Source organism: Chroococcidiopsis sp. [FACHB-1243] (assembly GCF_014696895.1).
Lineage (GTDB): Bacteria > Cyanobacteriota > Cyanobacteriia > Cyanobacteriales > Chroococcidiopsidaceae > Chroococcidiopsis.
Map to the genome: position 1 here is coordinate 36,054 of NZ_JACJQX010000013.1, position 23,567 is coordinate 59,620.

General features: G+C 45.3%; 22 protein-coding genes. 6 read left to right on the top strand and 16 right to left on the bottom strand.

Features of this window, described 5'->3' with window-relative positions:
• The first annotated feature begins 51 nt into the window (after window positions 1-51).
• From H6G17_RS11720 to secG, 3 genes are all read left to right on the top strand, one after another.
• The gene (locus H6G17_RS11720; RefSeq protein ID WP_192157254.1) at window positions 52-1,755 is read left to right on the top strand and encodes an ABC-F family ATP-binding cassette domain-containing protein; all 1,704 of its coding nucleotides are present in this window, start codon (window positions 52-54) and stop codon (window positions 1,753-1,755) included.
• 225 nt (window positions 1,756-1,980) lie between these two features.
• Window positions 1,981-3,579, top strand: coding sequence for a 2,3-bisphosphoglycerate-independent phosphoglycerate mutase (gene gpmI / locus H6G17_RS11725; protein ID WP_192157256.1), 1,599 nt, complete (start codon window positions 1,981-1,983; stop codon window positions 3,577-3,579).
• A 60-nt stretch (window positions 3,580-3,639) separates the two neighbouring features.
• Window positions 3,640-3,873 carry a preprotein translocase subunit SecG gene (gene secG / locus H6G17_RS11730; RefSeq protein WP_015152268.1) on the top strand — a complete coding sequence of 78 codons (234 nt, stop codon included), beginning with the start codon at window positions 3,640-3,642 and terminating at the stop codon, window positions 3,871-3,873.
• Window positions 3,874-3,911: 38 nt separating this feature from the next.
• Here the strand turns inward: secG and H6G17_RS11735 are convergent, their stop codons facing one another.
• The 13 genes from H6G17_RS11735 to H6G17_RS11790 all read right to left on the bottom strand — a co-directional run bounded on the left by H6G17_RS11735 (window position 3,912) and on the right by H6G17_RS11790 (window position 17,762).
• Window positions 3,912-5,084 carry a glycosyltransferase family 4 protein gene (locus H6G17_RS11735; RefSeq protein ID WP_192157258.1) on the bottom strand — a complete coding sequence of 391 codons (1,173 nt, stop codon included), beginning with the start codon at window positions 5,082-5,084 and terminating at the stop codon, window positions 3,912-3,914.
• Window positions 5,085-5,243: 159 nt separating this feature from the next.
• Complete coding sequence (locus H6G17_RS34045; protein ID WP_277875984.1) at window positions 5,244-5,369, bottom strand: hypothetical protein; 126 nt, start codon at window positions 5,367-5,369, stop codon at window positions 5,244-5,246.
• Window positions 5,359-7,035 (bottom strand): MFS transporter, encoded by a 1,677-nt coding sequence (locus tag H6G17_RS11740; RefSeq protein ID WP_192157260.1) that lies wholly within the window; start codon window positions 7,033-7,035, stop codon window positions 5,359-5,361. Before H6G17_RS11740 ends, H6G17_RS34045 begins: the two co-directional genes overlap by 11 nt.
• Complete coding sequence (recO, locus tag H6G17_RS11745; RefSeq protein ID WP_192157262.1) at window positions 7,022-7,978, bottom strand: DNA repair protein RecO; 957 nt, start codon at window positions 7,976-7,978, stop codon at window positions 7,022-7,024. The genes H6G17_RS11740 and recO overlap by 14 nt, the downstream gene beginning before the upstream one ends.
• Window positions 7,979-8,098: 120 nt before the next feature.
• On the bottom strand, window positions 8,099-8,791 hold the full coding sequence (deoC, locus tag H6G17_RS11750; protein ID WP_192157264.1) for a deoxyribose-phosphate aldolase: 693 nt from the start codon (window positions 8,789-8,791) through the stop codon (window positions 8,099-8,101).
• Between the two features lie 164 nt (window positions 8,792-8,955).
• Entirely contained in the window at window positions 8,956-10,254 is a 1,299-nt protein-coding gene (locus H6G17_RS11755; RefSeq protein WP_192157413.1) for a DNA (cytosine-5-)-methyltransferase, read from the bottom strand.
• 108 nt (window positions 10,255-10,362) lie between these two features.
• On the bottom strand, window positions 10,363-11,544 hold the full coding sequence (locus H6G17_RS11760) for an aminotransferase class V-fold PLP-dependent enzyme (protein WP_192157415.1): 1,182 nt from the start codon (window positions 11,542-11,544) through the stop codon (window positions 10,363-10,365).
• Between the two features lie 102 nt (window positions 11,545-11,646).
• Entirely contained in the window at window positions 11,647-12,921 is a 1,275-nt protein-coding gene (locus tag H6G17_RS11765) for a glycosyltransferase (RefSeq protein ID WP_192157266.1), read from the bottom strand.
• A gap of 162 nt (window positions 12,922-13,083) precedes the next feature.
• On the bottom strand, window positions 13,084-14,316 hold the full coding sequence (locus tag H6G17_RS11770; protein ID WP_192157268.1) for a glycosyltransferase: 1,233 nt from the start codon (window positions 14,314-14,316) through the stop codon (window positions 13,084-13,086).
• Between the two features lie 29 nt (window positions 14,317-14,345).
• Window positions 14,346-15,149 (bottom strand): class I SAM-dependent methyltransferase, encoded by an 804-nt coding sequence (locus H6G17_RS11775; protein WP_192157270.1) that lies wholly within the window; start codon window positions 15,147-15,149, stop codon window positions 14,346-14,348.
• A gap of 58 nt (window positions 15,150-15,207) precedes the next feature.
• Entirely contained in the window at window positions 15,208-15,951 is a 744-nt protein-coding gene (locus tag H6G17_RS11780; protein ID WP_192157272.1) for a class I SAM-dependent methyltransferase, read from the bottom strand.
• Window positions 15,948-17,477 carry a lipopolysaccharide biosynthesis protein gene (locus tag H6G17_RS11785; protein ID WP_192157275.1) on the bottom strand — a complete coding sequence of 510 codons (1,530 nt, stop codon included), beginning with the start codon at window positions 17,475-17,477 and terminating at the stop codon, window positions 15,948-15,950. The genes H6G17_RS11780 and H6G17_RS11785 overlap by 4 nt, the downstream gene beginning before the upstream one ends.
• Before the next feature lie 75 nt (window positions 17,478-17,552).
• The gene (locus H6G17_RS11790) at window positions 17,553-17,762 is read right to left on the bottom strand and encodes a hypothetical protein (RefSeq protein ID WP_192157277.1); all 210 of its coding nucleotides are present in this window, start codon (window positions 17,760-17,762) and stop codon (window positions 17,553-17,555) included.
• 339 nt (window positions 17,763-18,101) lie between these two features.
• Here H6G17_RS11790 and H6G17_RS11795 point away from each other — a divergent pair, with 339 nt between their 5' ends.
• Both H6G17_RS11795 and H6G17_RS11800 read left to right on the top strand, forming a co-directional pair.
• Entirely contained in the window at window positions 18,102-18,569 is a 468-nt protein-coding gene (locus H6G17_RS11795) for a MarR family transcriptional regulator (RefSeq protein WP_106546265.1), read from the top strand.
• Between the two features lie 169 nt (window positions 18,570-18,738).
• Window positions 18,739-20,010 carry an MFS transporter gene (locus H6G17_RS11800; protein WP_192157279.1) on the top strand — a complete coding sequence of 424 codons (1,272 nt, stop codon included), beginning with the start codon at window positions 18,739-18,741 and terminating at the stop codon, window positions 20,008-20,010.
• Between the two features lie 43 nt (window positions 20,011-20,053).
• Here H6G17_RS11800 and H6G17_RS11805 read toward each other — a convergent pair whose 3' ends face one another.
• Complete coding sequence (locus H6G17_RS11805) at window positions 20,054-20,434, bottom strand: hypothetical protein (RefSeq protein WP_192157281.1); 381 nt, start codon at window positions 20,432-20,434, stop codon at window positions 20,054-20,056.
• 241 nt (window positions 20,435-20,675) lie between these two features.
• Here H6G17_RS11805 and H6G17_RS11810 point away from each other — a divergent pair, with 241 nt between their 5' ends.
• Complete coding sequence (locus tag H6G17_RS11810; protein ID WP_192157283.1) at window positions 20,676-21,206, top strand: orange carotenoid protein N-terminal domain-containing protein; 531 nt, start codon at window positions 20,676-20,678, stop codon at window positions 21,204-21,206.
• A gap of 285 nt (window positions 21,207-21,491) precedes the next feature.
• On the opposite strand, the gene H6G17_RS11815 is transcribed toward H6G17_RS11810, so the two are convergent.
• Both H6G17_RS11815 and H6G17_RS11820 read right to left on the bottom strand, forming a co-directional pair.
• Complete coding sequence (locus H6G17_RS11815; RefSeq protein WP_199316663.1) at window positions 21,492-22,229, bottom strand: ABC transporter ATP-binding protein; 738 nt, start codon at window positions 22,227-22,229, stop codon at window positions 21,492-21,494.
• Window positions 22,230-22,320: 91 nt separating this feature from the next.
• Window positions 22,321-23,526, bottom strand: a complete 1,206-nt coding sequence (locus H6G17_RS11820; RefSeq protein ID WP_192157285.1) for an ABC transporter permease — start codon at window positions 23,524-23,526, stop codon at window positions 22,321-22,323.
• Window positions 23,527-23,567: the final 41 nt, after the last annotated feature.

Consider the following 23,567-nt stretch of genomic DNA (forward strand, 5'->3'; position numbering starts at 1 on the left):
CATTAAATTTTGTTACGATGTCGATGAAGCGATCGCCCTTGGAGATACTGAATGCTGCGACTGGAACACATTAGTAAAATTTATCCTACTGGTGAAGTCCTGAAAGATGTGAATTGGGAAGTCAAAGCAGGCGATCGCATCGGTTTAGTAGGTGTCAACGGAGCAGGCAAGTCTACCCAACTGAAAATAATTGCTGGAGAGATTGAGCCAACCACTGGAGAGGTGATTCGTCCTGCTAGTTTACACATAGCATACTTAACCCAAGAATTTGAAGTAGATCCAACTCGTACTGTAAAGGAAGAATTCTGGCGCGCCTTTGTTGCGGCAAACGAAGTTCATGAAAGTTTGACAAAAGTACAACATCAGTTAGAAACCGCAACACCCGAAGAATTAGATAAACTTCTGCGACAAATGGATCGCTTCCAGCGCCAGTTTGAAGCTTTGGATGGTTACAGCTTGGAGGCGCAAATCGATAAAATCTTGCCAGAGCTGGGATTTGAACCAGGAGATGGCGATCGCCTTGTCAGCGCTTTTAGTGGCGGTTGGCAGATGCGAATGAGTTTGGGAAAGATTTTACTACAAAAACCCGATTTGTTACTTCTAGATGAACCAACTAACCATTTAGATTTAGAAACTATTGAGTGGTTGGAAAATTACCTGAAAGGGTTAATTACACCGATGGTAATTGTCTCGCACGATCGCGAATTTCTCGATCGCCTTTGCACTCAAATTGTCGAAACTGAAAGGGGAGTTTCTACAACATATTTAGGCAACTATTCAATTTATTTGCAACAAAAGTTTGAAGCGAAGGAAGCACAACAAAGTGCCTACGAACGGCAACAGAAAGAACTTGATAAACAGCAAGCTTTTGTCGATAAATTTAGAGCTAGTGCTACTCGCAGTACGCAAGCAAAAAGCCGCGAAAAACAATTAGATAAAATCGAGCGTGTCGAAGCACCGATATCTGACTTAAAAACCCTGCATTTTCGCTTTCCACCCGCACCCCGTAGCGGACGAGAAGTGGTGAAAATTCAAGATTTAACCCATATATATGACGACAAAATCTTATTTTTAGGTGGAAACCTCTTAATAGAAAGAGGCGATCGCATTGCTTTTCTCGGTCCCAATGGTGCGGGTAAATCTACATTACTGCGTCTGATTACGGGAATGGAGGAGCCGACAGAAGGAGCTGTCGAACTGGGTGCTCATAACGTGATTCCTAGCTATTTTGAGCAGAATCAAGCAGAAGCCTTAGATTTAAACAAAACCGTCATGGAAACGATCCATGATGAAGTTCCCGACTGGACGAATGAAGAAGTTCGCACGTTGTTAGGAAGATTTTTATTTAGCGGCGACACGGTATTTAAAAAAGTTGCAGCCTTAAGTGGAGGCGAAAAAGCCCGTCTTGCCTTAGCAAAAATGCTGCTACGTCCGGCAAATTTATTAATTTTAGATGAGCCGACAAATCATTTAGATATTCCAGCGAAAGAAATGCTGGAAGAAGCAATTCAAAACTACGATGGTACGGTACTGATCGTTTCTCACGATCGCTACTTCATCTCTCAAGTTGCCAACAAAATTATTGAAATTCGCGATGGAGAATTTCGAGTTTATTTGGGAGATTACCATTACTACCAAAACAAATTAGCAGAAGAACGAGAACAGGAAAGACAAGCTGCGATTGCTACCGAGCAAGCTGCTAAAAAAGCCGTCAAAGCCGCTAAAGCTGCCGCTAAGAAAGGGAGTAGGGGTTAGAAAAAAAGACAAGGGAGACAAGGGAGCATTCGGAATTACAATCCAAAATCCAAAATTCCCTCACTCCTCACTCCTCACTCCTCACCCCTTCCAGAAGGCGATCCCCATTAGAAAAGCTGAAAGATATAGTAGAGAAAATGACAAAATCAGCAAAAAAACCCTTGCAGAGACGATCGGTAGTGGTATCATGACGGGTGAGTTAACAAAAGTAAAGGGTAACATCGTATGACCCAAGCACCTGTTGCTCCCGTGGTGCTAGTGATATTAGACGGATGGGGTTATCGCGAGGCAGCAGACGGTAACGCGATTTCATCTGCAAAAACTCCTGTAATGGATAGCCTCTGGGCAGTTTATCCCAGAACTCTAATTCGCACTTCAGGCAAAGCAGTAGGGTTGCCAGAGGGTCAAATGGGCAACTCGGAAGTCGGACACCTGAATATTGGTGCAGGGCGAGTTGTACCGCAAGAATTAGTCAGAATTACAGACGCGGTCGAAGATGGTTCAATTGGGCAGAACGCAGCGATCGCCCGGTTGTGCCGAGAAGTCAAAGACAGAGGCGGTAAATTGCACCTAATCGGCTTATGCTCGGAAGGTGGGGTACACTCCCACTTAAGCCACTTGTTAGGATTGCTAGACTTAGCGAAGGCGCAAAAGCTCGCTCAAGTATGCATCCATGCAATTACAGATGGACGCGATACAGCACCTACAGAAGGCTTGGAAGCTCTCGAACAGATTCAAGAACACGCAGATTCAATTGGTGTTGGTCAGATCGTCACTCTAAGCGGTCGTTACTACGCAATGGATCGCGATCGCCGTTGGGATCGCGTTAAACGTGCTTACGATGTGATGACTCAAGACGGTGTAGGCGACGGGCGATCGGCAGTTGAGGTCTTACAAGCTTCCTACGATGAGGGAGTCACTGATGAATTTGTCATCCCTATACGGATCGCTCCAGGAGCAGTAGAACCAGGTGATGGCGTACTCTTTTACAATTTTCGCCCCGATCGCGCCAGACAGCTCACTTATGCTTTTGTCAAGCCAGACTTTGACGGCTTTGAACGGCAGCAGATCGAGCCTTTATCATTTGTCACGTTTACGCAATACGACTCTGAATTGTCGATCCCTATAGCTTTTGAGCCACAAAATCTGAACAATATTTTAGGCGAAGTCATCGCTCACCACGGACTGAAACAATTTCGTACCGCAGAAACAGAAAAATACGCCCACGTTACCTACTTTTTTAATGGCGGCTTAGAAGACCCATTTGCAGGTGAAGATCGGGAAATGGTAATGAGTCCGATGGTGGCGACCTACGACAAAGCGCCAGCCATGTCAGCTGAAGCGGTGACTGATGTAGCGATCGCCGCGATCGAGCAACAAGTTTACTCCCTGGTAGTCATTAACTATGCAAACCCTGATATGGTAGGTCATACAGGTGATATAGGTGCGACTGTAGAAGCAGTTGAAACTGTCGATCGCTGTTTGGGACATTTATTGGAAAGTATCGGTCAAGTAGGAGGCACGGCATTAGTCACAGCCGATCACGGTAACGCTGAATCCCTCCGCGACGAACAGGGAAATCCTTGGACGGCACACACGACTAATCCAGTCCCCTTCATTTTAATTGAAGGTGAAAAAGCGAAGATCCCGGGTTACGGTACAGAGGTAGCGCTTAGGAGTGACGGCAAGCTTGCCGATCTCGCGCCGACGATTCTAGAAATCTTGCAGCTTCCCCAACCAGCCGAGATGACTGGTCAATCTTTAATTGCTCCAGCTAAGTATGAAGTACAATCTTCCCGTACTCCTGTCAGAATGGGCTGGTAAAGTTAAATAAGTAAGCAAGTAAGCTATACTTTTTTTGCGCTATCTGAGCTAATTCGCACTATGACAGTTACTACAGTTCTTGAAGCTATCTGGGCATTTTCTGCCGTGGGTTTGATTGTTTTGGTATTACTGCACAGTCCCAAAGGTGATGGGATCGGTGCGATCGGCGGTCAGGCACAGTTATTTAGTAGTACCAAAAGTGCCGAAACAACGCTGAACCGCGTTACATGGGCATTGGTAGTAACGTTTTTAGGTTTAACAGTAGTTTTAAGTGCTGGTTGGTTGAATAGATAAGTTGTAGAGGCGTTCCCGGGAACGCCTCTACAACTTATCTATAGTCGAGCGCGAAACTTAGAACTGAAAATTTTTGAACTTTGCCGTTGTGACAATACGCTGTCATAAAGCTGCTCTAGCCGATCGATATTCTGACTCAGGGTATAGCGCTCTAATACTCGCTGTCGCGCTTTTTGCCCTAGTAAGATGGTAAGTTCTGGATGATCTTGAAACAAAGGTAGCAGAGTTGATAATTGTGACGTGACGCGCCTGGGAGTGAGAACTACACCAGCGCCATTCTCTAACACTTCCCCATCTGCACCTACATTTGTAGCTAAACATGCCAGACCACAAGCCATTGCCTCTAACAAAGAAATTGACAATCCTTCTACCAAAGACGGCAAAACAAACACATCGCTACCACGCAAAATCTCCAACCGTCGATTTTCATCGGCAATATATCCCAGCCAGTAAATGCCAAATTCTGCGCTGTAGAAAGGTCGTAAAGAAGCAGTAAGGGAACCATCACCTACCATGAGCAATTTACTACTAGGTTTCATATCCGCTTGCTTCCAGGCGCGAAGCATTGCTTCGATATTTTTTTCCGCAGCAATTCGACCTTGATAGACGAATAGTCGTTCGGCGTGGAATTCTTGCTTGATACGTGAAGTCCCAGGACTATATTTCTCTACGTCTACGCCGTTGGGGATCACTGCTACTTTGTCAGCAGTCAAACCCATTTTGGCAAACAACTCTCGCTGGACTTCCGAAAAGACAATAACGCGATCGTAGTTGATCAAAAATGGGGCATACAGTTGATATGCCAGCAATTGAGTTCCCGATACGAGTTTTGCTCCTTTACCAGCATAGGGAGTATGGAAAGTTGCCACAAGGGGCAAATTCAGCTCCTCGCAAATCTCTGGCAGGATGAAATCTAGGGGAGATAGCGTTAAAGATGCATGAACTAAATCAGGTTTTAACTCCCGTAGCGACTGAGTTAAAACCTTTGTTGCCCCTAAAGTCGGGATTGTATAGACTTGAGACTTATAGAAGAAGGGTAGAGGGACTTCTGGGCAGTCGGGCCAATTATCCCGCTTAGCTTCTTCTTCTTCTTGAGCGAAGTGAAGAAAACTAACCTGATTTCCTCGGTCTAGCAAGGCATTAGTAACTTCTCGACTGTAAGTAACATTGCCACAAAAGGGTGATTTTTTTCCAATCCAGGCAATATGCATTCGGTTGCGGCTCGATTTTCCGATCTAGTGAGAGACTTAGGGAGTCGGGAGTAGGGTGTGGGGTGTGGGGTGTGGGGTATAGGGTGTGGGGGAGCCAGTGCGGTGCGGGGGTTTCCCCCGTTGTAGCAACTGGCATTGTGGGGTGTGGGGTGTGGTGAGTCAATTCTCTCCCTCAGCTCCCTCAGCTCCCGATCGCTCCCTCAGCTCTCTTTCCCCTGCTCCCTGCTCCCTGCTCCCTGCTCCCTTAATTCCCCACAAAGCCTCTCGTTGATAACTAACTAACAATCTGGGTCTCTGTACGGCAAATATACCAGGTTAAGAGACCTCCTGCGATCGCGATTACAGCTAAACTTAGAAAAACTGCCTGTAAACCAATTAATGTCTCTGCTAAGCCAGCCAGTGCTAGCGGTAGAGATAAAGCAATATTAATGGCGTTATTTTGGAGACCAAAGACTTTACCATGCATGTCAGGCGGAGTCTCTTTTTGAATTGTGGTCTGCATGGGGATCGCTACTAAGGCAGCACAAGCCCCTAGCAGCGCAATCAATGCTAAAGCAAACCACAGTTGTTGGGAGAACATCGATAGCCCGACTAAGGAGGCTGCTACGCCCGCAGAACCCCACAAACTTAACTGAGCGTGGGCAAAGCGTTGACCGAATTGACCGAGGAGAGTCGCACCAGAGGCAATTCCAACTCCGCCAGCCGCTAACAAAAAGCCAAATTGAGAAGACTTTAACCCTGGAATGACTTCTGCTAGCCGCACGGCAAGCACGGTTAGAGCGGCAAAGATGGAAAATAGAATGATTAGCTGGAGGAGGGCATTGCGAACGCGACGATTGTGTTTGAGATAGCTGAGTCCATCACGTAGATCTTGCAAAACGTGGGGCGGTTCTCGATCGCTGTCGGGTAGGCTCTCGCCAGTTTTGAGCAGAAATAAAATCAGTCCGGCGATCGCGTAACTCCCGCCAACAACGATCTCCTTACCCATACCCGTACCGATCCCAATGCGATCGGTAATTGTATCGGCGATCGCCAGTAATGGTTCTCCTACCGCAAATCCCACAACCACCAAAGCCATCATTGTCGTGGTGTAAAGCGAGTTAGCTGATAGTAAGTGTCTTCGCTCCACGACTAAAGGAATTGCTGCTTGTTCAGCTGGAGCAAAGAACTGTGTCAGTGTCGAGATCGCAAACGATAATCCTAAAAGAATCGCAAAGCCTACGGGCAAATTAAAAATTGAATGCCAGTCTTGCGTGAACCATAACAAAAATGGGACTGACAACACAAAAATGCCCCGTAGCAAGTTTGTCACTACAAGTACAATCTTTTTCGACCATCGATCGACAAATACCCCTGCAACTGAGCCAAATAAGACTGCGGGGATGGTAAAAGCCATCATAATCGCCGAAACCCACCCGCTGATACTTTGATCGCTGGCTTGAAAGCGACTAGAAATGATAGCGATCGTCATCACTAAATAAACTTTATCGGCAAGTTGAGAAAAGACTTGACCGCTCCATAAAGAGAGAAAATTGCGGTTGCGCAAAACGGGCAAAAATCCTTGTGGCTCTTCAGATGGTGGCTCATCTCCACGCACTTGAAAATTGCCGTTTGAGCCACCCGACTCCGTGGCGATCGCGCTATCTTGACTTGCTGGCGTTTTTGTCATTACGCCATTTCTGACAGTTTCATTTAACTGCTCTATTTTTGGCAGCTTGTCATCTGCCTCTCCCATAGAAAATTCGCTTTTTTCTTGAGTGTATGTTTTTTCTGGAATATTTGTGCTTTCAGCTACAGAATTATGAGATATTTGCTTTTTACTAGATAGATATTTGGGCGTAGATGGCGTAGACCGCGAATTAGCAGCGTGACCTCCAACTTGACTTCTGAGGGAATTAGCCTGAGAAGAGGATGGCTTGGTATTTCTTGTATCTAAATCAAACGGTTGCATGATCTTCTGTTAAAGGACTCGGCAGGGAAGCGAAATAACTATCGATCAGGGCAGCTGACCGAATGGGGCGACCGAAGTGATACTGTACGTACTGACGCAAAATGCGTTCGATTGATAGCCAGTTATGGCGATCCAGAACGGCGATCGCAGGTAGATTAGCCTGAGACAGCTGTTGTAATAGAGTTAGTTCTGCGGCATTTATCCGCCGATCGAGTACGAGTTTCTCTTGCTTGTGGGCGATCGCCCGATAAGCCGTACCCATCGCCTCTGCCACTCTGCCCGTGGGTGGCAAAATATTAGTATTAGTAACATCAGGTTTTATGGATTTGTTGCGATCGCTGTTTTTCCCTGTAGCTGTTGCATTTTCCCAAGCAGACAAATTTACCGTTCCCCCTGCTGAGGTACTAAATCCTACTTGCCAGTCGGGAGTAGAAAAATCTGGAATCAGGGAATTTGCCGTTAAAGAACAAGCTTGAACTTGGGGCGCAACTCCTGCCAAAGCCAACAGGTGAAACGCTGCATGGCATAAGTGAGCTAAAGTCGAAGATCCCGCAGATTTAGGCAATTGCTCCAGGCGTTTGAGATGCTCGTTGAGCAAGAAAAATAATTCAGTTTGGGGTTGTTCGCTCAAAGCTTGACACATCGCCATTTCTGCCAAATACTGGCTAGCTGCGAGCTTACCTAAGTCTTGACTCAGAGCAGGGTATGACTCTATGGTCTCAGCTTGAGTAATCTTATCGAGCGATCGCCCCTGAGCAATCAATAATTCGTTGACGACAAACAACCCACTTCTACCACCAATCTTTGAATTTTGCTTTCTCACCCCAGGCGCAACAGCTCGGATCAAACCAAACTCCTGAGTCAAAATCGTCAGCAACCGATCTGCCTCACCCAAAGGCATACTCTTTAAATTAATTCCAGTGGCTTTGTAGGTACGACTCATAACTAGGGGCTAGGGGCTGGGGAAGAAGAGAGCTGAGGGAGCGATCGGGAGCGATCGGGAGCTGAGGAAGAAAAACTATTTCTAACTCCTGACTCCTGACTTCTGACTCCTGGCTCCTGTTCACTGATAACTGCCTTTTTCCAGGTTATCGCGCTGGCGGAGTAGATCGACGCTGCGAGATGTACCCAATCGCGTCGCCCCTGCCAATATTAGCTCTATTGCCTGGTCTATAGTGCGAATTCCTCCCGATGCTTTAATACCGACTCGTTCCTTAGCAACTTCTTTAAGTAAACGCACGTCTGCCACTGTTGCACCCCCATTCCATCCCGTACTTGTTTTGAGAAACGCTGCCCCCGCATCCATACATATATCTGCGGCAAGTCGTTTTTCTGCCTCTGTCAGAAGGGTGGTTTCTAAAATAACTTTGACTGTTTGCCCCGTTTCTTCGCAAATTTCGGCTATTTCTCGGTGCAGTGCTTCTGTTTTCTCAGCTTTAAGCCAGCCCAAATTGATGACGACATCTAATTCAGTCGCCCCGCTATCGGCTGCTTCTTGCGCTTCGTATAACTTCACGGCTGATGTCGTGGCTCCGGTAGGAAAGCCAATCACCGTGCAAACTTTTGGTTTTTTGCCGTAGAGCAATTCTGCTGCTTGCCGCACGTAGACGGGGTTGATACAAACTGCGGCAAATCCAAATCTGTCTGCTTCCATACACCACTGTTCCACTTGGGCGGGCGTTGCCGTCGGGATCAGCAAGGTATGGTCGATTAATGGGGCAATGTCAATCTCGCGGTAGTCTGCTGCTGCCACCATCACGTATGCTCTCAGTCACCTCTGTTTTAAGTTTTATCAGAATTCCGAGACATTATTTAAAGTTTTTTTAATTTAAAGTTTTTGACTGGCACGATCGCCCATACTCTCGGCTAGCGCGAAACAAATAGCCTACCAATTCTAGTCAACAATACCGACAACGACACTCATTCTCTTCGCTTCTGTCTTAACCTTGGCGCGATCGCATTTGCCGCTACGCCATAAATTCGCGCTGCTTGAGTCATATTGAGTTGAAGTAGGCGATCGCTCCCCAGTTGTTGTGTTTCTTTTGGTTTAACTGGAACTACTCCTAAAACGCGGAGAATTTCTCTAGCAATTGCCTGCGCTAAAAGCGGTGGTACAGAATTTCCTACCTGGCGAAAACCGTGCCATTTCGTCTGATGAAATCGAAACCAGTCGGGATAGGAATGCAATCGGGCAGCTTCTCTAACGGTAATACATCTAGGCTTATAAGGATGAATCGGACGGGGTGACGTAAAAGCACCTAAATTACTCGCCGTTCCAGCTCGCAAAGTATTGCAAATACCTTCAGGAGCAAGTTTATAAAAGTGGCTGATTGGCTCTACTTCCCCCCAATTGGTAGTAGCAAATCTAGCAATAGAATTATCACCGTGGCGAGTTCTCAAACTAGAAGTTAATAAGCGCGTCTCGAAGTAGCGATCGCCAGCGTAGTTATCATTGTTAGCAAAAATACCGCGCATTTTACTACTATAATGACTGGGTTTGCTGTATTCAACAATTGCCCAATCTTGCTGAAGTAATTCTGGATACAATTCTACGACTGGAAGGTCGCACAGTGCATCCCAAATTGTAGGAGTTGATTTTAAATGAGGTAAATTTAAAATATATTTTGATTTACGAGAGAGTGAGGGTTTCGTTATCGGTTGAGGATAGTCAGGTAAAGGTAAACCGTAACGACAGCCAAGCAGAAATAACCTAGCTCGATCTTGAGGTACACCATAGTTTGCCGCGTTTAAAACTCGATAATCTGTTTTAACTTCGTATCCACCAGCGCCAAAAGCTGCAATTAATTCTGAGAGAAATTGCCGATGATTGCCAATAGTTAATCCTGGCACGTTTTCAAATACAAAATATTTTGGTTTTAGCTCTAGTACCAATCGCAAAAAGTGATGTACCAACGCATTGCGCGGATCGTCCAAAGCGCGTTTGCCAATTAACGAAAATCCCTGACAGGGAGAACCGCCAAAGACGACATCAATATCGCGATCGCCTATTGCCGAACAACTTCTAACTTCCGTACTTGTAGTCTCGGTGACACTCTGACATAAAACCGAGCAAAGCGGAAAATTAAACTGATGGGTTGCACAATGGATCGGATCGATTTCCACAGCTGCCAGGATATCAAAACCTGCTTGTTCAAAACCAAGCGTCATCCCACCAACACCTGCAAATAAATCTACACCGATAGGTCGCCCGCTATCCATTTCCATTGTTCAAACACACCACGTTCAAACACACCACAGTTTGAAGTCAATTATCGCCCGTGGCTTGTCTTTTTTTCCTATTCATCTTTACCAATAATTGTTAACTGTTCAGCGATCGCCGATCGCTGATAACTGCTTTTGTCGCCGCAGGCTAGAGATTGTTGCCACAACATGTTCTGCTACGAGATCGATCTCCTCTATCGTATTAAACCGCCCAATCCCGAAGCGAATTGAGGCATAAGCTAGCTGTTCCGAACGCCCCAAGGCGAGTAAAACGTGAGAGGGGGCTGTTTTGACAGAAGAACAAGCCGCGCCGGAAGACACCGCTACAACAGGCTGTAACCCCAAGTGTAGGGCAGTGCCGTCAACTTCTTCGACGCTAACATTCAAATTACCAGGCAATCGCAGGCTGGGATGTCCGTTTAAATATATTCCGTCTAATTGGCTCAACTTTTGCCACAGCCGATCGCGTAGTTGCATTTGGCGCTTTGCCTCTGTCTCTCGTTCTGCCAAAGCGATCGCGACTGCTTGACCAAAACCAACAATCTGCGGCGTATACAAAGTCCCAGAACGCATTCCCCGTTCTTGTCCGCCGCCGTGTAGCTGTGGTGCTAGTTGGACTCTAGGATTGCGCCGTCGCACGTACAAAGCACCAATCCCTTTTGGTCCATGCACTTTGTGCGCCGTCAGCGACATTAAATCGATCTGCATCGCCTGCACGTCGAGGGGAATTTTGCCGATCGCCTGTGCAGCATCAGTATGAAATAAAACTTGGCGATCGCGACACATTTTCCCAATTTCCGCCAAGGGTTGCACAACGCCTATTTCGTTATTTGCTGCCATCACCGAGACTAAAATTGTATCGGGACGGAACGCTTGTTTTAGTTGCTCCAGATCGACTACCCCATCTGGTTGCACGGGTAAAAACGTCACCTCAAAACCGAGCGATCGCAAATATTCGCTAGGGTCGATAACAGCATTATGCTCTGTTGCTAGCGTAATAATGTGCCGTCCTTTCTGAAAATAAGCCTCAGCCACCCCTTTGATGGCTAAATTATTTGCTTCCGTCGCTCCACTCGTAAAGACAATTTCTTCTGGCGTAGCCGCGATCGCCTCTGCCAAGATTTCCCTTGCTTGTCTCACCGCCGCTTCTGCTTCCCAACCGTAAACGTGGCTGTTACTCGACGGATTACCAAAATGCTCTCGAAAGTAGGGTAACATCGCCTGCAAAACTCTTTCATCTAGCGGCGTAGTCGAGTGGCAATCTAAGTAAATTGGGTGAGACATAATAACAGGGAGCAGGGAGCAGAGGAGGAGGGAGCAGAGGAGCAGTCATCAGTGAAGCGAGAGGCAGAATGTTAATTTCTGACTTCTGACTTCCGACTTCTGACTTCAATTATCGCTTTCAGTGACGCGCCAGCTAAGTTTGAGGTTGATCCAGAAGTTCCAGAAGGTGACGATCGCGATCGCGAGAAGATTGGCGATTTGATAGTGAACGTGCAAAGTGTTGTAGAGGACATTCAATAATAGGATATTCAATACCAAACCCATCAAGCAGACGATATTAAATTTCAATAACCGCTTGATCCGCTTGCGCCAACCGCGTTGCTGTCGGGACATATCGCTGAACGTCCAAGCATCGTTCCAGAAAAAGTTATTGATAATAGCAGCTTCTGCGGCGATCGCTTTACTCCGCGTCAAACCCCATCCCAAGCCACTCGGATCGTGGAGGAGATATAAAACTGCCATATCGACAAATACCCCGCTAAAACCAACCGCACCGAACCGGATAAATCTGCCAATCGGGAAATTAATTTTTTGCCGGATTCTGCCGATCCGTCCTCGCGAAACTCGTAGTCCGATCAAGTGCTTGATGTAGTCTACATACTGCTTCCACGTAACTTTGCTTTCGCCTTCGCGCCGTTCTTGGAAAACGTAACCAACTTCGGCAATTTCTTTAATGTCTCCCCGTCCTAAAACTTCAATCAAAATTTTGTAGCCTACAGGACTGAGAGCTGCTCCGGCGATCGCTTGTCGCTGTACCATAAAATAACCGCTCATGGGATCAGACACGCGCCCCACGACTTGCGGTAAAATTATCAAGCCTAATAGTTGTGCGCCTCTTGACAAAAAGCGACGTACCGCACTCCAGCTACTCACTCCCCCACCTTCAATGTGGCGACTAGCTACAGCTAAATCTGCACCATCGTTCATTGCAGCTAAGAGTTTCAATAAAACTTGCGGTGGGTGTTGTAGGTCGCCATCAATCACACCTAAAATCTCTCCATTGGCTGCTTGCCAACCGCGCACCACAGCTGTCGAAAGTCCCTTTTCTGTAGTCCGTCGCATCACCCGCAATTGGGGGTATTCTATCATTAAGCGCTGAGCAATTTCCCACGTCCGATCCGGGCTATCATCGTCAACGACGATTAATTCATAATCTTCTGGCAGAATTGGATCGAGCAGATTGCTGAGAATATTGACAATCGCACGAATATTTTTTCCTTCGTTATATGTTGGTATTATCAGAGAAAAGCGTACCGAATAGCTTTTTTGTCCTCTATTTGTCTGAAAGTCTCTATCTGAGGTAACGGCTGGCGCAGTTTCAGGTATGAGTAGAGAACCTGTAGGAACTGGTAATAGGAAGCTTTGTTGTCCGAGTGCCATAAATCTTTTTGCGTGTATTTTATTACTTTGTTCCGATAAAACCTAGACAATCTTTGTCAGCGCCGCGATGCTATTTCTCTGCTTCTTCCTGGGTGAATTATATCTAATCGCGATTCAGAAGTTTTTCTCGTTACTCTTGCTGCAAAGCTAAATGTTGTGTCCTCAAGCACCTAATAGTTTTTGATAGACATCAACGAGTTGTCCGTTAAGTCGATGGATATTGTAGTATTGTTCCACACAGGCTCGACCTGCTACGCCCATTTCTTGCCAAACTTCGGGATTTTCTAGCAGATAACTCAATTTTTCAGCTAAAGCATCCGCATCTCGCTCTGGGACTAAAAATCCCGACCTACCATGTTCGACGAGTTCGGGAATGCCGCTATGCATGGTACTCAAAATTGGCATTCCGCAAGCCATTGCTTCCATTAAAGAGACTGGAATACCTTCTCGATCGCCATTTCTACTTGTAACGCTGGGAGCCATATAAATGTGAGCTTGAGCAAGAAGTTCGGTAATTTCTTGCTGTTGTTTCCAACCTAGTATCTTCACCTTATCGGTTACTTTAAGTTCTTGAATTAGCCTCTGTAACTCGTCTTTTAAACAGCCGTCTCCTACTATTTGATATTCTATTTGGGGAAAATCTTTTGCTAGTTTTGCTACAGCACGAATTCCATATTCCACGCCTTTTTTTTCGACCAGACGCGCAATAGTAATTACCCGCACTGTGCGATCGCTGTATTGACGTACTTTAAAAGTAAATTGATCGCAATCAATTCCCATATGGTGAACGACAATTTTCTTTTCGTCGCCACCTAACTCCATGAGTTTTTGCTGCCAAAGTTTGCTAATTGGCATTAATAAATCTGCGGTCGATAGCAAGCGATCGTAAACGCGATCGCCGACTTGTTGAAGATAAAAAGTAATATCAAATCCGTGAAATACGGTAATCAATCGCCCTTGAACTGCTCCAATTTCTTTTAATACAGCTGCTTTAACACCATTCATCCCAAAATGACAGTGAATGATATCATAAGATCTACTACGTTTTAGCCAAGGAGTTAATTCATAAATTAGCGTAAGTCGGCTAACTTTTCTGACAGATTCAGAATAGAGTAATCGCGCGATCGCCTGAGGTGCTTTGTGAAAATTAGTTGCGATTAAACCCAATCCTTTCAGCCATTGTTGCCAGCGATTATTGGGCATTTTAGCAGCATAAAAAGTTCGCGATCGCAAGCCATACTTTTCGACATCTGGATGCACTTTTGAATCTTGCGATCGCGGTTGAACGGCATAAATATCTACCTCATGTCCTAGATCGATTAAACCTGAAATTTGATTCAGGATAAAGGTTTCAGACAAAGCTGGAAATTCCTGCACGACAAAGGCTATTTTCATCTAAAACCAAGTAGAAACAACTCTATTATCTAAGAGCGATCGCCCTCAACTAACTTTTGGACTCGTTGGAGCTTCCACCATCTTGTCACCCGAACAATTCCAGGTAGATTTGTTAGAGTAACTAAGCCACGATAAGACAAATTTTGGCGCAGAGAACTGAACCCTTTAATTGGTAAATAATCCTGTTGGGCGATCGTGCCAATTTCTACCGCGCCCCGTTCGACAACCGCGTGGATATAATCGTTTGTATTCCATACAGAAATTGTACTCCAATAGGTCAGCGTTCCTTGAACTGCTTTTCCTACTTCGATCAAATCTTCTAGGGTGACAACTTCATCCACGACTTGCAAACCTTCACCCGATGCGTAGAGTGCTGCTTGCTTTCCTGGACTAGGAATCGTAAACAAAATTTTGCCTTGAGGACTCAGTAAAGCGTTGAATTTACGATGTAAATCTCCCCTTGCTGCTAGAGGAATATGTTCGTAAACATCAGGTAAAACAATCGCATCCCAGTTTCCTTCAATTGCTTCCGTCACCACGTTAACTTGGCGATATTCAATGCGAGGATGACTAAATAAACTCCGAGCCAAACGGAGATTTTCCGAACTAATATCTACTGCTAAAATCTGAGCTTTTTTTGCTATCCATTTAGCAATAAAATGAGTCCCTTGTCCCGAACCACAACCAATAACTAATATTCTTGCCGTATCTGGATGAATTGCCTTAGTAAAAAACTCTAGCTGGCGATCGATCCGTTCGTTACCGTAAACGTAGTCCCGAATAAAAGTTGGAGAAAAGTTGTTGTAGAAAGTTTCAACTGGACTAACCACCATAAAATTAAATTTCTCCTTTTTTGCTGAAATGATACAGTAAAATTCTGCGATGGAAAAGCTACAAGTGGGAGAAAACCTTCTCCTCTCCTCTAGATTTTTTAGCAAGGATAATATACACTGCTGCATCGTTAGATAACTGTTCGGGATGGCGCGATTCCATCCAAGCGATCGCCCGTTGAAGCAACCAGATGTAGAATTTGCGCAAACGACCTGGTATTTTCTCTTCCGTAGCATCTTGCCAAAGTTGCAATCCAGCAGATGCCATCCCAAACACACTTTGCACCGATACGATCTCAAACCCAGCTTGAACGATCTCCCGTTGCAAACCAGCAGCTGTCCAGCGCCAGTAATCGCAAGGATCGGGGTGATATCGCCAAATTCCGTGAGTCGAAAGCACCAAAGCGCTACCTGGCTTGAGAACTCGATAAGCTTCCTTCAAATAGACTTGAGGCTGTTCTACATGTTCCAAAACCTGAGAAGAGAGGACGCAATCAATACTTGCATCGGCAATTGGTAGCTGTCCTTGGCAACCAACCGCAATTTCAGCGCGATCGTTACCTGGAAAGTCAGCTCCAATATAGAGGTCGAATTTTTGTTTAAATAAAGATTCGTAAGGCTTGTTACCACAACCGTAATCGAGTACCTTTTCTCCCGGTACGAGCAACTCAGATTCAACCAAGTGCTGTAACTTTTCTAGCAGCAATTTGAGAATTGCATAGCGGGAGTGAAAGCGGTTGGGACGCACGCGATCGCCCCGTTCTTGAACTTGGTAAGTATACCGAGAAGGTGTCGCTACTTTCATCGTCGTTGTTTAAATTCTCGCAGGAAGGACAGATAAAAAGATTTCTTGCCAAACACATAAAACACGATCGCCACGTACAATACTGCCATCACTAACGTGCAAGCGATCGCGATGCCCCACACTGGTAAAATCGGATCGAGTGCAAATTTAACTCCTATTGTGGCAATCCCCGCGATCAGAGCAGCAACAAGCGATTGGGCGATCGCCGAGAACAAATCGCTCGTCGTAATTGCTAGACCGCGAGTTGCATAATACATGCAAGGATAGACTTGTAAAAGCATGGCTACGGCATAGCATAAAGCAACTCCCCGCGCTCCATAAGGCAGACCGATAAAGAACGATACCACTGTCAAACTAGAAGCAAACACACCCCATTTCAACATGCGGTCTGTTTTGCCTGTGGCAATGTACAACCATCCAGCCGTATTGCAAAGCGGTTGAAATATGGCGGCGACACCGAGAAACCGAAACAGAAAACTAGCTTCTCGCCATTGAGAACCGAGGATCAGCGTCACGACTTCTTCAGAGATCGCGATCGACAAAATAACTAAAGGTAACGTGAGAAACGTAACCAGCGAGACTGCTTTAAGGTAGTAGTTGCGAAATTGCTGCGGGTCTGCCTGTAATCGACTCAAGCTAGGAATCGCGACCGCAGTAATCGGCGCGTTAATTTGTTGCAATGGTAAGAGCAACAAGCCATAAGCTTTGGCGTACAGCCCTAATTGTCCTGCACCCCAATACCGACCGATTAAGATGTTATCTAGGTTGCGGGCGAAGTAATTAATTACGTTGAAGCCCGTGAGATGGCTGCCAAAACTCAATAATTCGCGAATATTAGCGTGTCGTTGTGGCAAACTAGGTCGCCAGCTACACAGCAACCACGCACCTCCCATTTGACCGATCGCGATCGCAATTTGCATCACTACCAATGCCCAATATCCAGCTCCATACCAGGCTAAAACTAAAGCGCTGACGACTCCAAAACCCATAGCAACAATATCAATTGCTGCCAAAGCCGTAAACCGCATCTGGCGGTTGAGCAAAGCTTGATGCTGGACTGTTAAGCCTCCGAACAAAAAACCAATTGCCGAAACGACGGTAATTAAGGTTAAACGGGGTTCGTTGTAAAATACGGCGACCACGGGAGCGATCGCGCAAGTTACGAGAGTGAGTAACAGGCTAACGACAATATTTACCCAAAACAGGTTGCTAATCTGGCGGTGGTTAATTTCTGCCTTTTGGATGGTTGCCATCGACAACCCCATATCTTTAAATAAGGCGACAAAACCCGTTACGGCAGTCACCATTCCGACTAAACCGTAATCCTGCGGCGCTAGCAGGCGGGCTAAAATGACTGTGGAACCCATTTGCAAGGTAAACTTGCAAGCTTGTGCTACCAGCGTCACTGCTCCGCCGCGTATAGAACGCTTTTTGAGATCGGCATTGAGATGATCGGTACGAAAGTGTCTGTCGCGATCGCTCTGTTCGGAGCTGGTTTTTAAAGACTCTGGCAAAGGCTCTGGCAAGGCTGCACCTGGATAAATTAACGGGATCGATCTGGCGATCGTGGCATTAGTGACTCTGACTTCTGAGCATCATAATCAAAAGTTTGAATTCGGGCAATTATATCCTAGAGTTGTCTTTTCAGCAATAATTCCCTGACGAATAACTGCGATCGCGCTATTTTGATTTTTTCCATCTCGCACGATAACGTGTTTTTTTGCACCAGGTAAACTTACGCCGAACTCTGTACTTACTCTAAATCTTCCGTAGGTTTGGAATCGTTTTCTGTCACACCAGCAGCAATACATTTTAGTTCAAAGCATCGAGCCTCGGAGATCCCCCCAACCCGCCTTAACAAAGGGGGCTATGATTCCCCCCTTAAAAAGGGGGGCTAGGGGGGATCGTCTTATCTAAACTGTATTGACACCAGCACGACTAGCGAATTAAGCCTAGTCACAAAACTACTCCGAAAGTTATATTTGTGCGAGCAAGACGCACAATCTACAAAATAAATGCAACAATCCATACTCTGCTATACGAAATTACCCGCTTGCTTTGTGGTTACATTTTTAGAGACAGTTATGACAGATTGTCAAACTCAAAAGAATTTAGCTAAAATAATATTACGTATGCGAAATATGCCCGAAATGCCTCCTACTTCTACCGAACGAAAAATTGCCGAGCCATTGCGAGAAATTTTAGCGCCGTATAGCGTTGGCTACCGGATTAAGCTGTTAGGTCAGTTGGGGAGCCGCAGATTTCAAGAACGCCTCGAACCCTTCGGTCTGACACCCTTTCACTGGGTCGTGTTGTGCTGTTTGTGGGAGGAAGATGGCTTAGCCACTTGTAGCATTGGGGAAAAATTGCAGCAGGTAGGAGGGACTTTAACGGGAGTCCTCGATCGCATGGAAGAACGAGGACTGATCCGCAGAGAACGCGACCCCCGCGATCGCCGCATTTGGCGGATCTGGCTGACGGGTGCTGGTCGAGAACTAGAAAATATACTACCTCCAATCGCTTTAGATCTGAGGGAGCAAGCCATGCAAGGCTTTTCTCTGGAAGAACGCCAACTATTTTCCAGGTTAATTGACCAAGCGATCGCCAATCTTTCCTAAAAACTCACAACTCCACTGTTACTCGTACACAGCGATCGCCGGAAGCAGAGAAATTGTTAGTAGCAATATACTCTCATAATATGTTTCAACAATGGTTCTCTGGATGGTGTTCCGAAGCAACAAAGTATTTATTTAATAAAGTAAGTGCTTTCCTGAATCTAGATGAAAAATGAATAGACCTGCAAATATTGCGATCGTACCTGCTTTGAGATCGAGAAACTACCGTTTGTTTTTCTTTGGACAAGGGGTTTCATTAATTGGGACGTGGATGACGCAAACGGCAACAATTTGGCTTGTGTACAAACTCACAAATTCAGCGCTGATGTTAGGCATTGTGGGATTTTCAAGTCAAATTCCCAGCTTCTTTTTAGCCGTTTGGGGTGGAGTTTTAGTAGACCGATTCAATACACATAAAATTTTAGTTATTGCTCAAATATTAGCCATGATCCAGTCTCTAGCGCTAGCAGTATTAGCGCTATCAGGCACGATCCATATTTGGCATTTTATTATTTTGAGTTTATTTCAAGGCGTAATTAATGCTGTAGATGCTCCGGCTAGACAAGCATTTGTGCCAGAAATGATTGAGAAAAGAAACGATTTAGCTAGTGCGATCGCGTTGAATTCTTCTCTAGTTAATGGCGGACGGTTAGTTGGACCTGCGATCGCAGGAATTTTGATTGCGAGAATTGGCGCTGCTTACTGTTTTTTAATTGATGGTGTAAGCTATATTGCTGTCATTGCGGCTTTAATGGCAATGCGCTTAAAACCAAAGAAAATAGTTGTTACAACCGCCAACCCATTGCAAAGATTGAAAGAAGGATTTGTTTACGCCTACAACTTTTCTCCGATCCGCTCGACCTTGCTATTACTGGCTTTATTTAGTTTAATGGCAATGCCTTATATTACCTTAGTTCCCATATTTGCTACCAAAATTCTAGCTGGAGACGCACGCACTTTAGGCTTATTAATGGCAGCATCGGGAGTGGGAGCAATTGGCGGAGGAATTTATTTAAGCACGCGCAAAACAGTTGTCGGTTTGGGCAAAATCATTGCTTTAGCTCCGGCACTTTGCGGCACGGGAATTATCTTTTTTTCCCTATCAAGAATGCTATGGTTATCCACCCTTATGTCAGCCTTAATCGGACTAGGTTCTATTCTGACTATTTCCTCCAGCAACACTGTCATTCAAACTATTGTTGAAGACGATAAACGCGGACGAGTCATGAGTTTATTCACTATGTCCTTTTTAGGAATGGTTCCATTTGGTAACTTATTTGCCGGATTTTCAGCCGATCGCATTGGTGCTACCAATACTTTAATTATTGGTGGAAGTTTTTGTATTATCGGCTCGCTATTATTTGCCAAACAGTTACCTAAACTCAGACAAGCAGCCCGTCCAGTTTTGCAACAAAGAGGTATATTATCCCAGACAAACACGTAGAGACGCTCGCAGGAACGTCTCTATTTCACCTCTCTATTTCAACCTACGAATTCACATCCTTTGCCATATCCATGTAGTCAGATGGATTTCCGGTTGACTTCGATTCCTGGTTGATTTCCTTTGAAGGAGAATTTACATCCTTTGCCATATCCATGTAGTCAGATGGATCTCCTGTTGACTTGGCTACTGTTTGCTGTTCGTCTGACTCGGAAACTTGAAATTCAGGTTGAGTCACCTTTTCAGCTGCCATCGCACCTTCACCCTTACGGTCAATTTCGCTGACGCTGTATTGCTGGGCAGCGGCATAATCTGCCTCAACATCCACCGTCGGCGCTTTTTCTGCACCAGTGGCTATATTCTCAGCTGCTAGCTGAGCATCTTGTGTAGGAGTTTCATTCGGATTAGATTTAATTTCTTCTGGCATGGGACACTCCTATTAAAATTATTTAAGTCTTGAGGCAATCCTATCAATGCGATCGCCTACTCTCATAACCCCACTAAGATAGATTTTTCTCTTGTCTCTTCTCTTTCTACCGTCGCTTCTGTCTCTGCTACTAAAGATATAAATTCCCGCTAATTAAAACTATCTCTCTCGGAGGGCGAATTGCGTCCCCCAACTTTGATAACCCTAAGCTTGAGAGTTTAAATTAACTAGGATATCCGCAATGACATCAAGCTTCAATCCAGATCGGTCTCAAGCACTTTCTGCCGAGACTCAAAAAACCATAAAAGCTTTTGATGCCTTAGACACTGACGCTAAGTTGGCTTGGTTTTATTTGGTTTACAAAAAGATGGGAGATTCAATCACTCCAGCTGCACCAACTGCTGCCGAACCTGAACTAGCACCAAGATTGTTAGGAGACTTTTACCAATTGTCAAACGAAGAGCAGCTTGCAATTATGCGGCAAATTGTCAACAAAGAAAATACAGACTATTCTCACGCCTACGGTGCGTTGAAAGAAAATAATCAACTGATGGTTTGGTATGCCTGGGCGCAAGCTATGGGTGATACTGTTGTTGGAATGCCTTCAAATTATCAAGCGTCTGAAGCAATTAACGATCTGCTCTCCCAAACTGAAGGACTCCATTTTGAAGATCAGATTTCGATCTTCCGCACAATTTCAAGTAATATGGGTTACACCGATATTAAGCCTATAGAAACACAAGCTCAAACAGGCAAAACTTCTAGTCTTTAAGTTGTCATTTGTCATTTGTCATTCGTCATTTGTTGTCGGTAAGACGTTTCTTATTTACAACTATTCCTCCCTTTTTTAAGGGGGGCCAGGGGGATCTTTTGATGAGTGGCACAGTTTTTCGATCCCCCAACCCCCTTAAAAAGGGGGCTTAAAAAAAGCGCACATGGGGCTATTAACAAATTTGACGTAGCAAAAACAATTGGGGATTTGCATTTTTGTGCAATTGCGATCGCAACCCGCAGTAGCGGGTTTTTTCATGCCACAGAGTTCGAGAATTTCCGATCGCTAAGAAGCCGCAACTTGACCGATATCATCGGGAGTCAGGTGCGAGTGGATGACTTGACCGTCGCGAAACCAAACGATTCGGTGAGTTTGCTTTGCTACCTCTGGTTCGTGCGTCACCATAATAATTGTGATCCCACTAGCATTGAGTTCGCCAAATATCTGCAAGACTTCTTGAGTCGTGCGCGAGTCGAGAGCGCCGGTTGGTTCGTCTGCTAGGAGCAAAACTGGTTGATTTACGATCGCCCTAGCAATTGCTACCCTTTGTTGTTGTCCGCCAGAAAGTTGATTGGGCTTATTGTGCAGGCGATTTTCTAAACCAACGCGCTTGAGTGCTGCTGTAGCGCGATCGCGACGTTCGGCTGGTTTGATCCCAGCGTAAACCATCGGTAGCATCACATTTTCTAAAGCGCTAAGTTGGGGCAAAAGGTGAAACTGTTGGAAGACAAAGCCAATTTTGAGATTGCGAATATGTGCTAAGTCAGCATCATCTAACTGAGCAACATCTAAATTATCTAAATAGTAGTGTCCGCTGGTCGGGCGATCGAGACAGCCAATCATATTCATAGCTGTAGACTTACCAGAACCAGACGCGCCCATAATCGAACAATATTCGCCTTGTTCCACAATTAAATTGACATCTACTAGCGCCCGCACCTCTGTTTCTCCAAAACCATAAATCTTAGAGATATTTTCCAAGCGGACGATAACTGGTTTAGTAATAGTTTTTAGATTAGTCATGTGTCAGTTATCAGTTATCAGTTATCAGTGACATCTTTTCACGCACCACGCACCACTTTCTTACCAATTACCATACCAATTACCACTCATACTAACTATTTTTCAGGGCGATAATTGGGTCGAGTTGAGCGGCGCGACGGGCGGGAACTACGCCAAAGATTAATCCGACACCACCAGAAATTCCTACAGCTAGTGCGATCGCGACGATGGGAACGCTGGGTTGGAGTGGGGTTAATACACCAACGATCGCCACACCACCGATCCCAATCGCCGTACCAATTAAACCACCCGATACTGAAAGAATAATTGATTCGACTAAAAATTGTGCCAAAATTGCTTGGGGAGTTGCTCCAATTGCTTTGCGCAAGCCAATTTCTGGTGTGCGTTCGGTAACTGACACCAGCATAATATTCATGATGCCTACGCCGCCAACAAACAGCGATACACCTGCGATCGCTCCCAGCATCAGCGATAGCACTCCTGTCACCTGCGAGACTAATTCTTGAAAAGATTTGTTGGCGACGACCACAAAGTCTTTTCTACCATGCAATCGCGTTAGCAAATTAGTAATTTGAAAAGCTGCTACTCGCACGTTGTGTTTATCTTTTGCCGCAACTTGAATGTGGCTAATTGGTGTTCCAAACGCCGATCTTCTGCCATCAATTTGAGTTGCCATTGTCGTGATGGGAATGTAGGCAACATTATCTTCATTTTCTCCGGCAAAAGAACCCTTAGCTGTCATGACTGCAATCACCTGAAAGCTAGTACTCTTAATCTGGATATCTTTACCAATTGGGTTTTCGCGATCGAATAGTTTTTCTGCTAATTCTGCACCTAGAACGACCACGGGAGAACTTTGACGCATTAAAGAAGCATCAAAGAACCGACCGCGATCGACCATGAGATTTCTAATCTCCCGCAGTGCTGGTGTTGTTCCTTTGACTTGGGTATAAGTTTGATTGTTACGGTAAGAAATTAATAAGTTATTTTCAATGACTGGAGCAGCTGACTTAACCGCTGATGCTTGGTTTTTCACTGCTTCTGCATCCGATAGCACTAGCCCTCGTTGTTCGGAAATAAATCCTTCTGAATCGTCACGACTAGAAAACACCAACAATCGATTTGGTCCAAAAGAATCGAGTTTGTTAAGGGTGTAGTTCTGCGCTCCCTGCCCTATACCTACCATTGCAATCACAGAAGCATTACCGATGACAATTCCTAACATAGTTAAGCTACTCCGCAGCTTATCAGCCGTCAGAGTAGCAACTGCCATTTTGATACATTCAATGGGATTCATGAAGAATTGGTAATTGGTAATTGGTAATTGGTAGTAGGGTG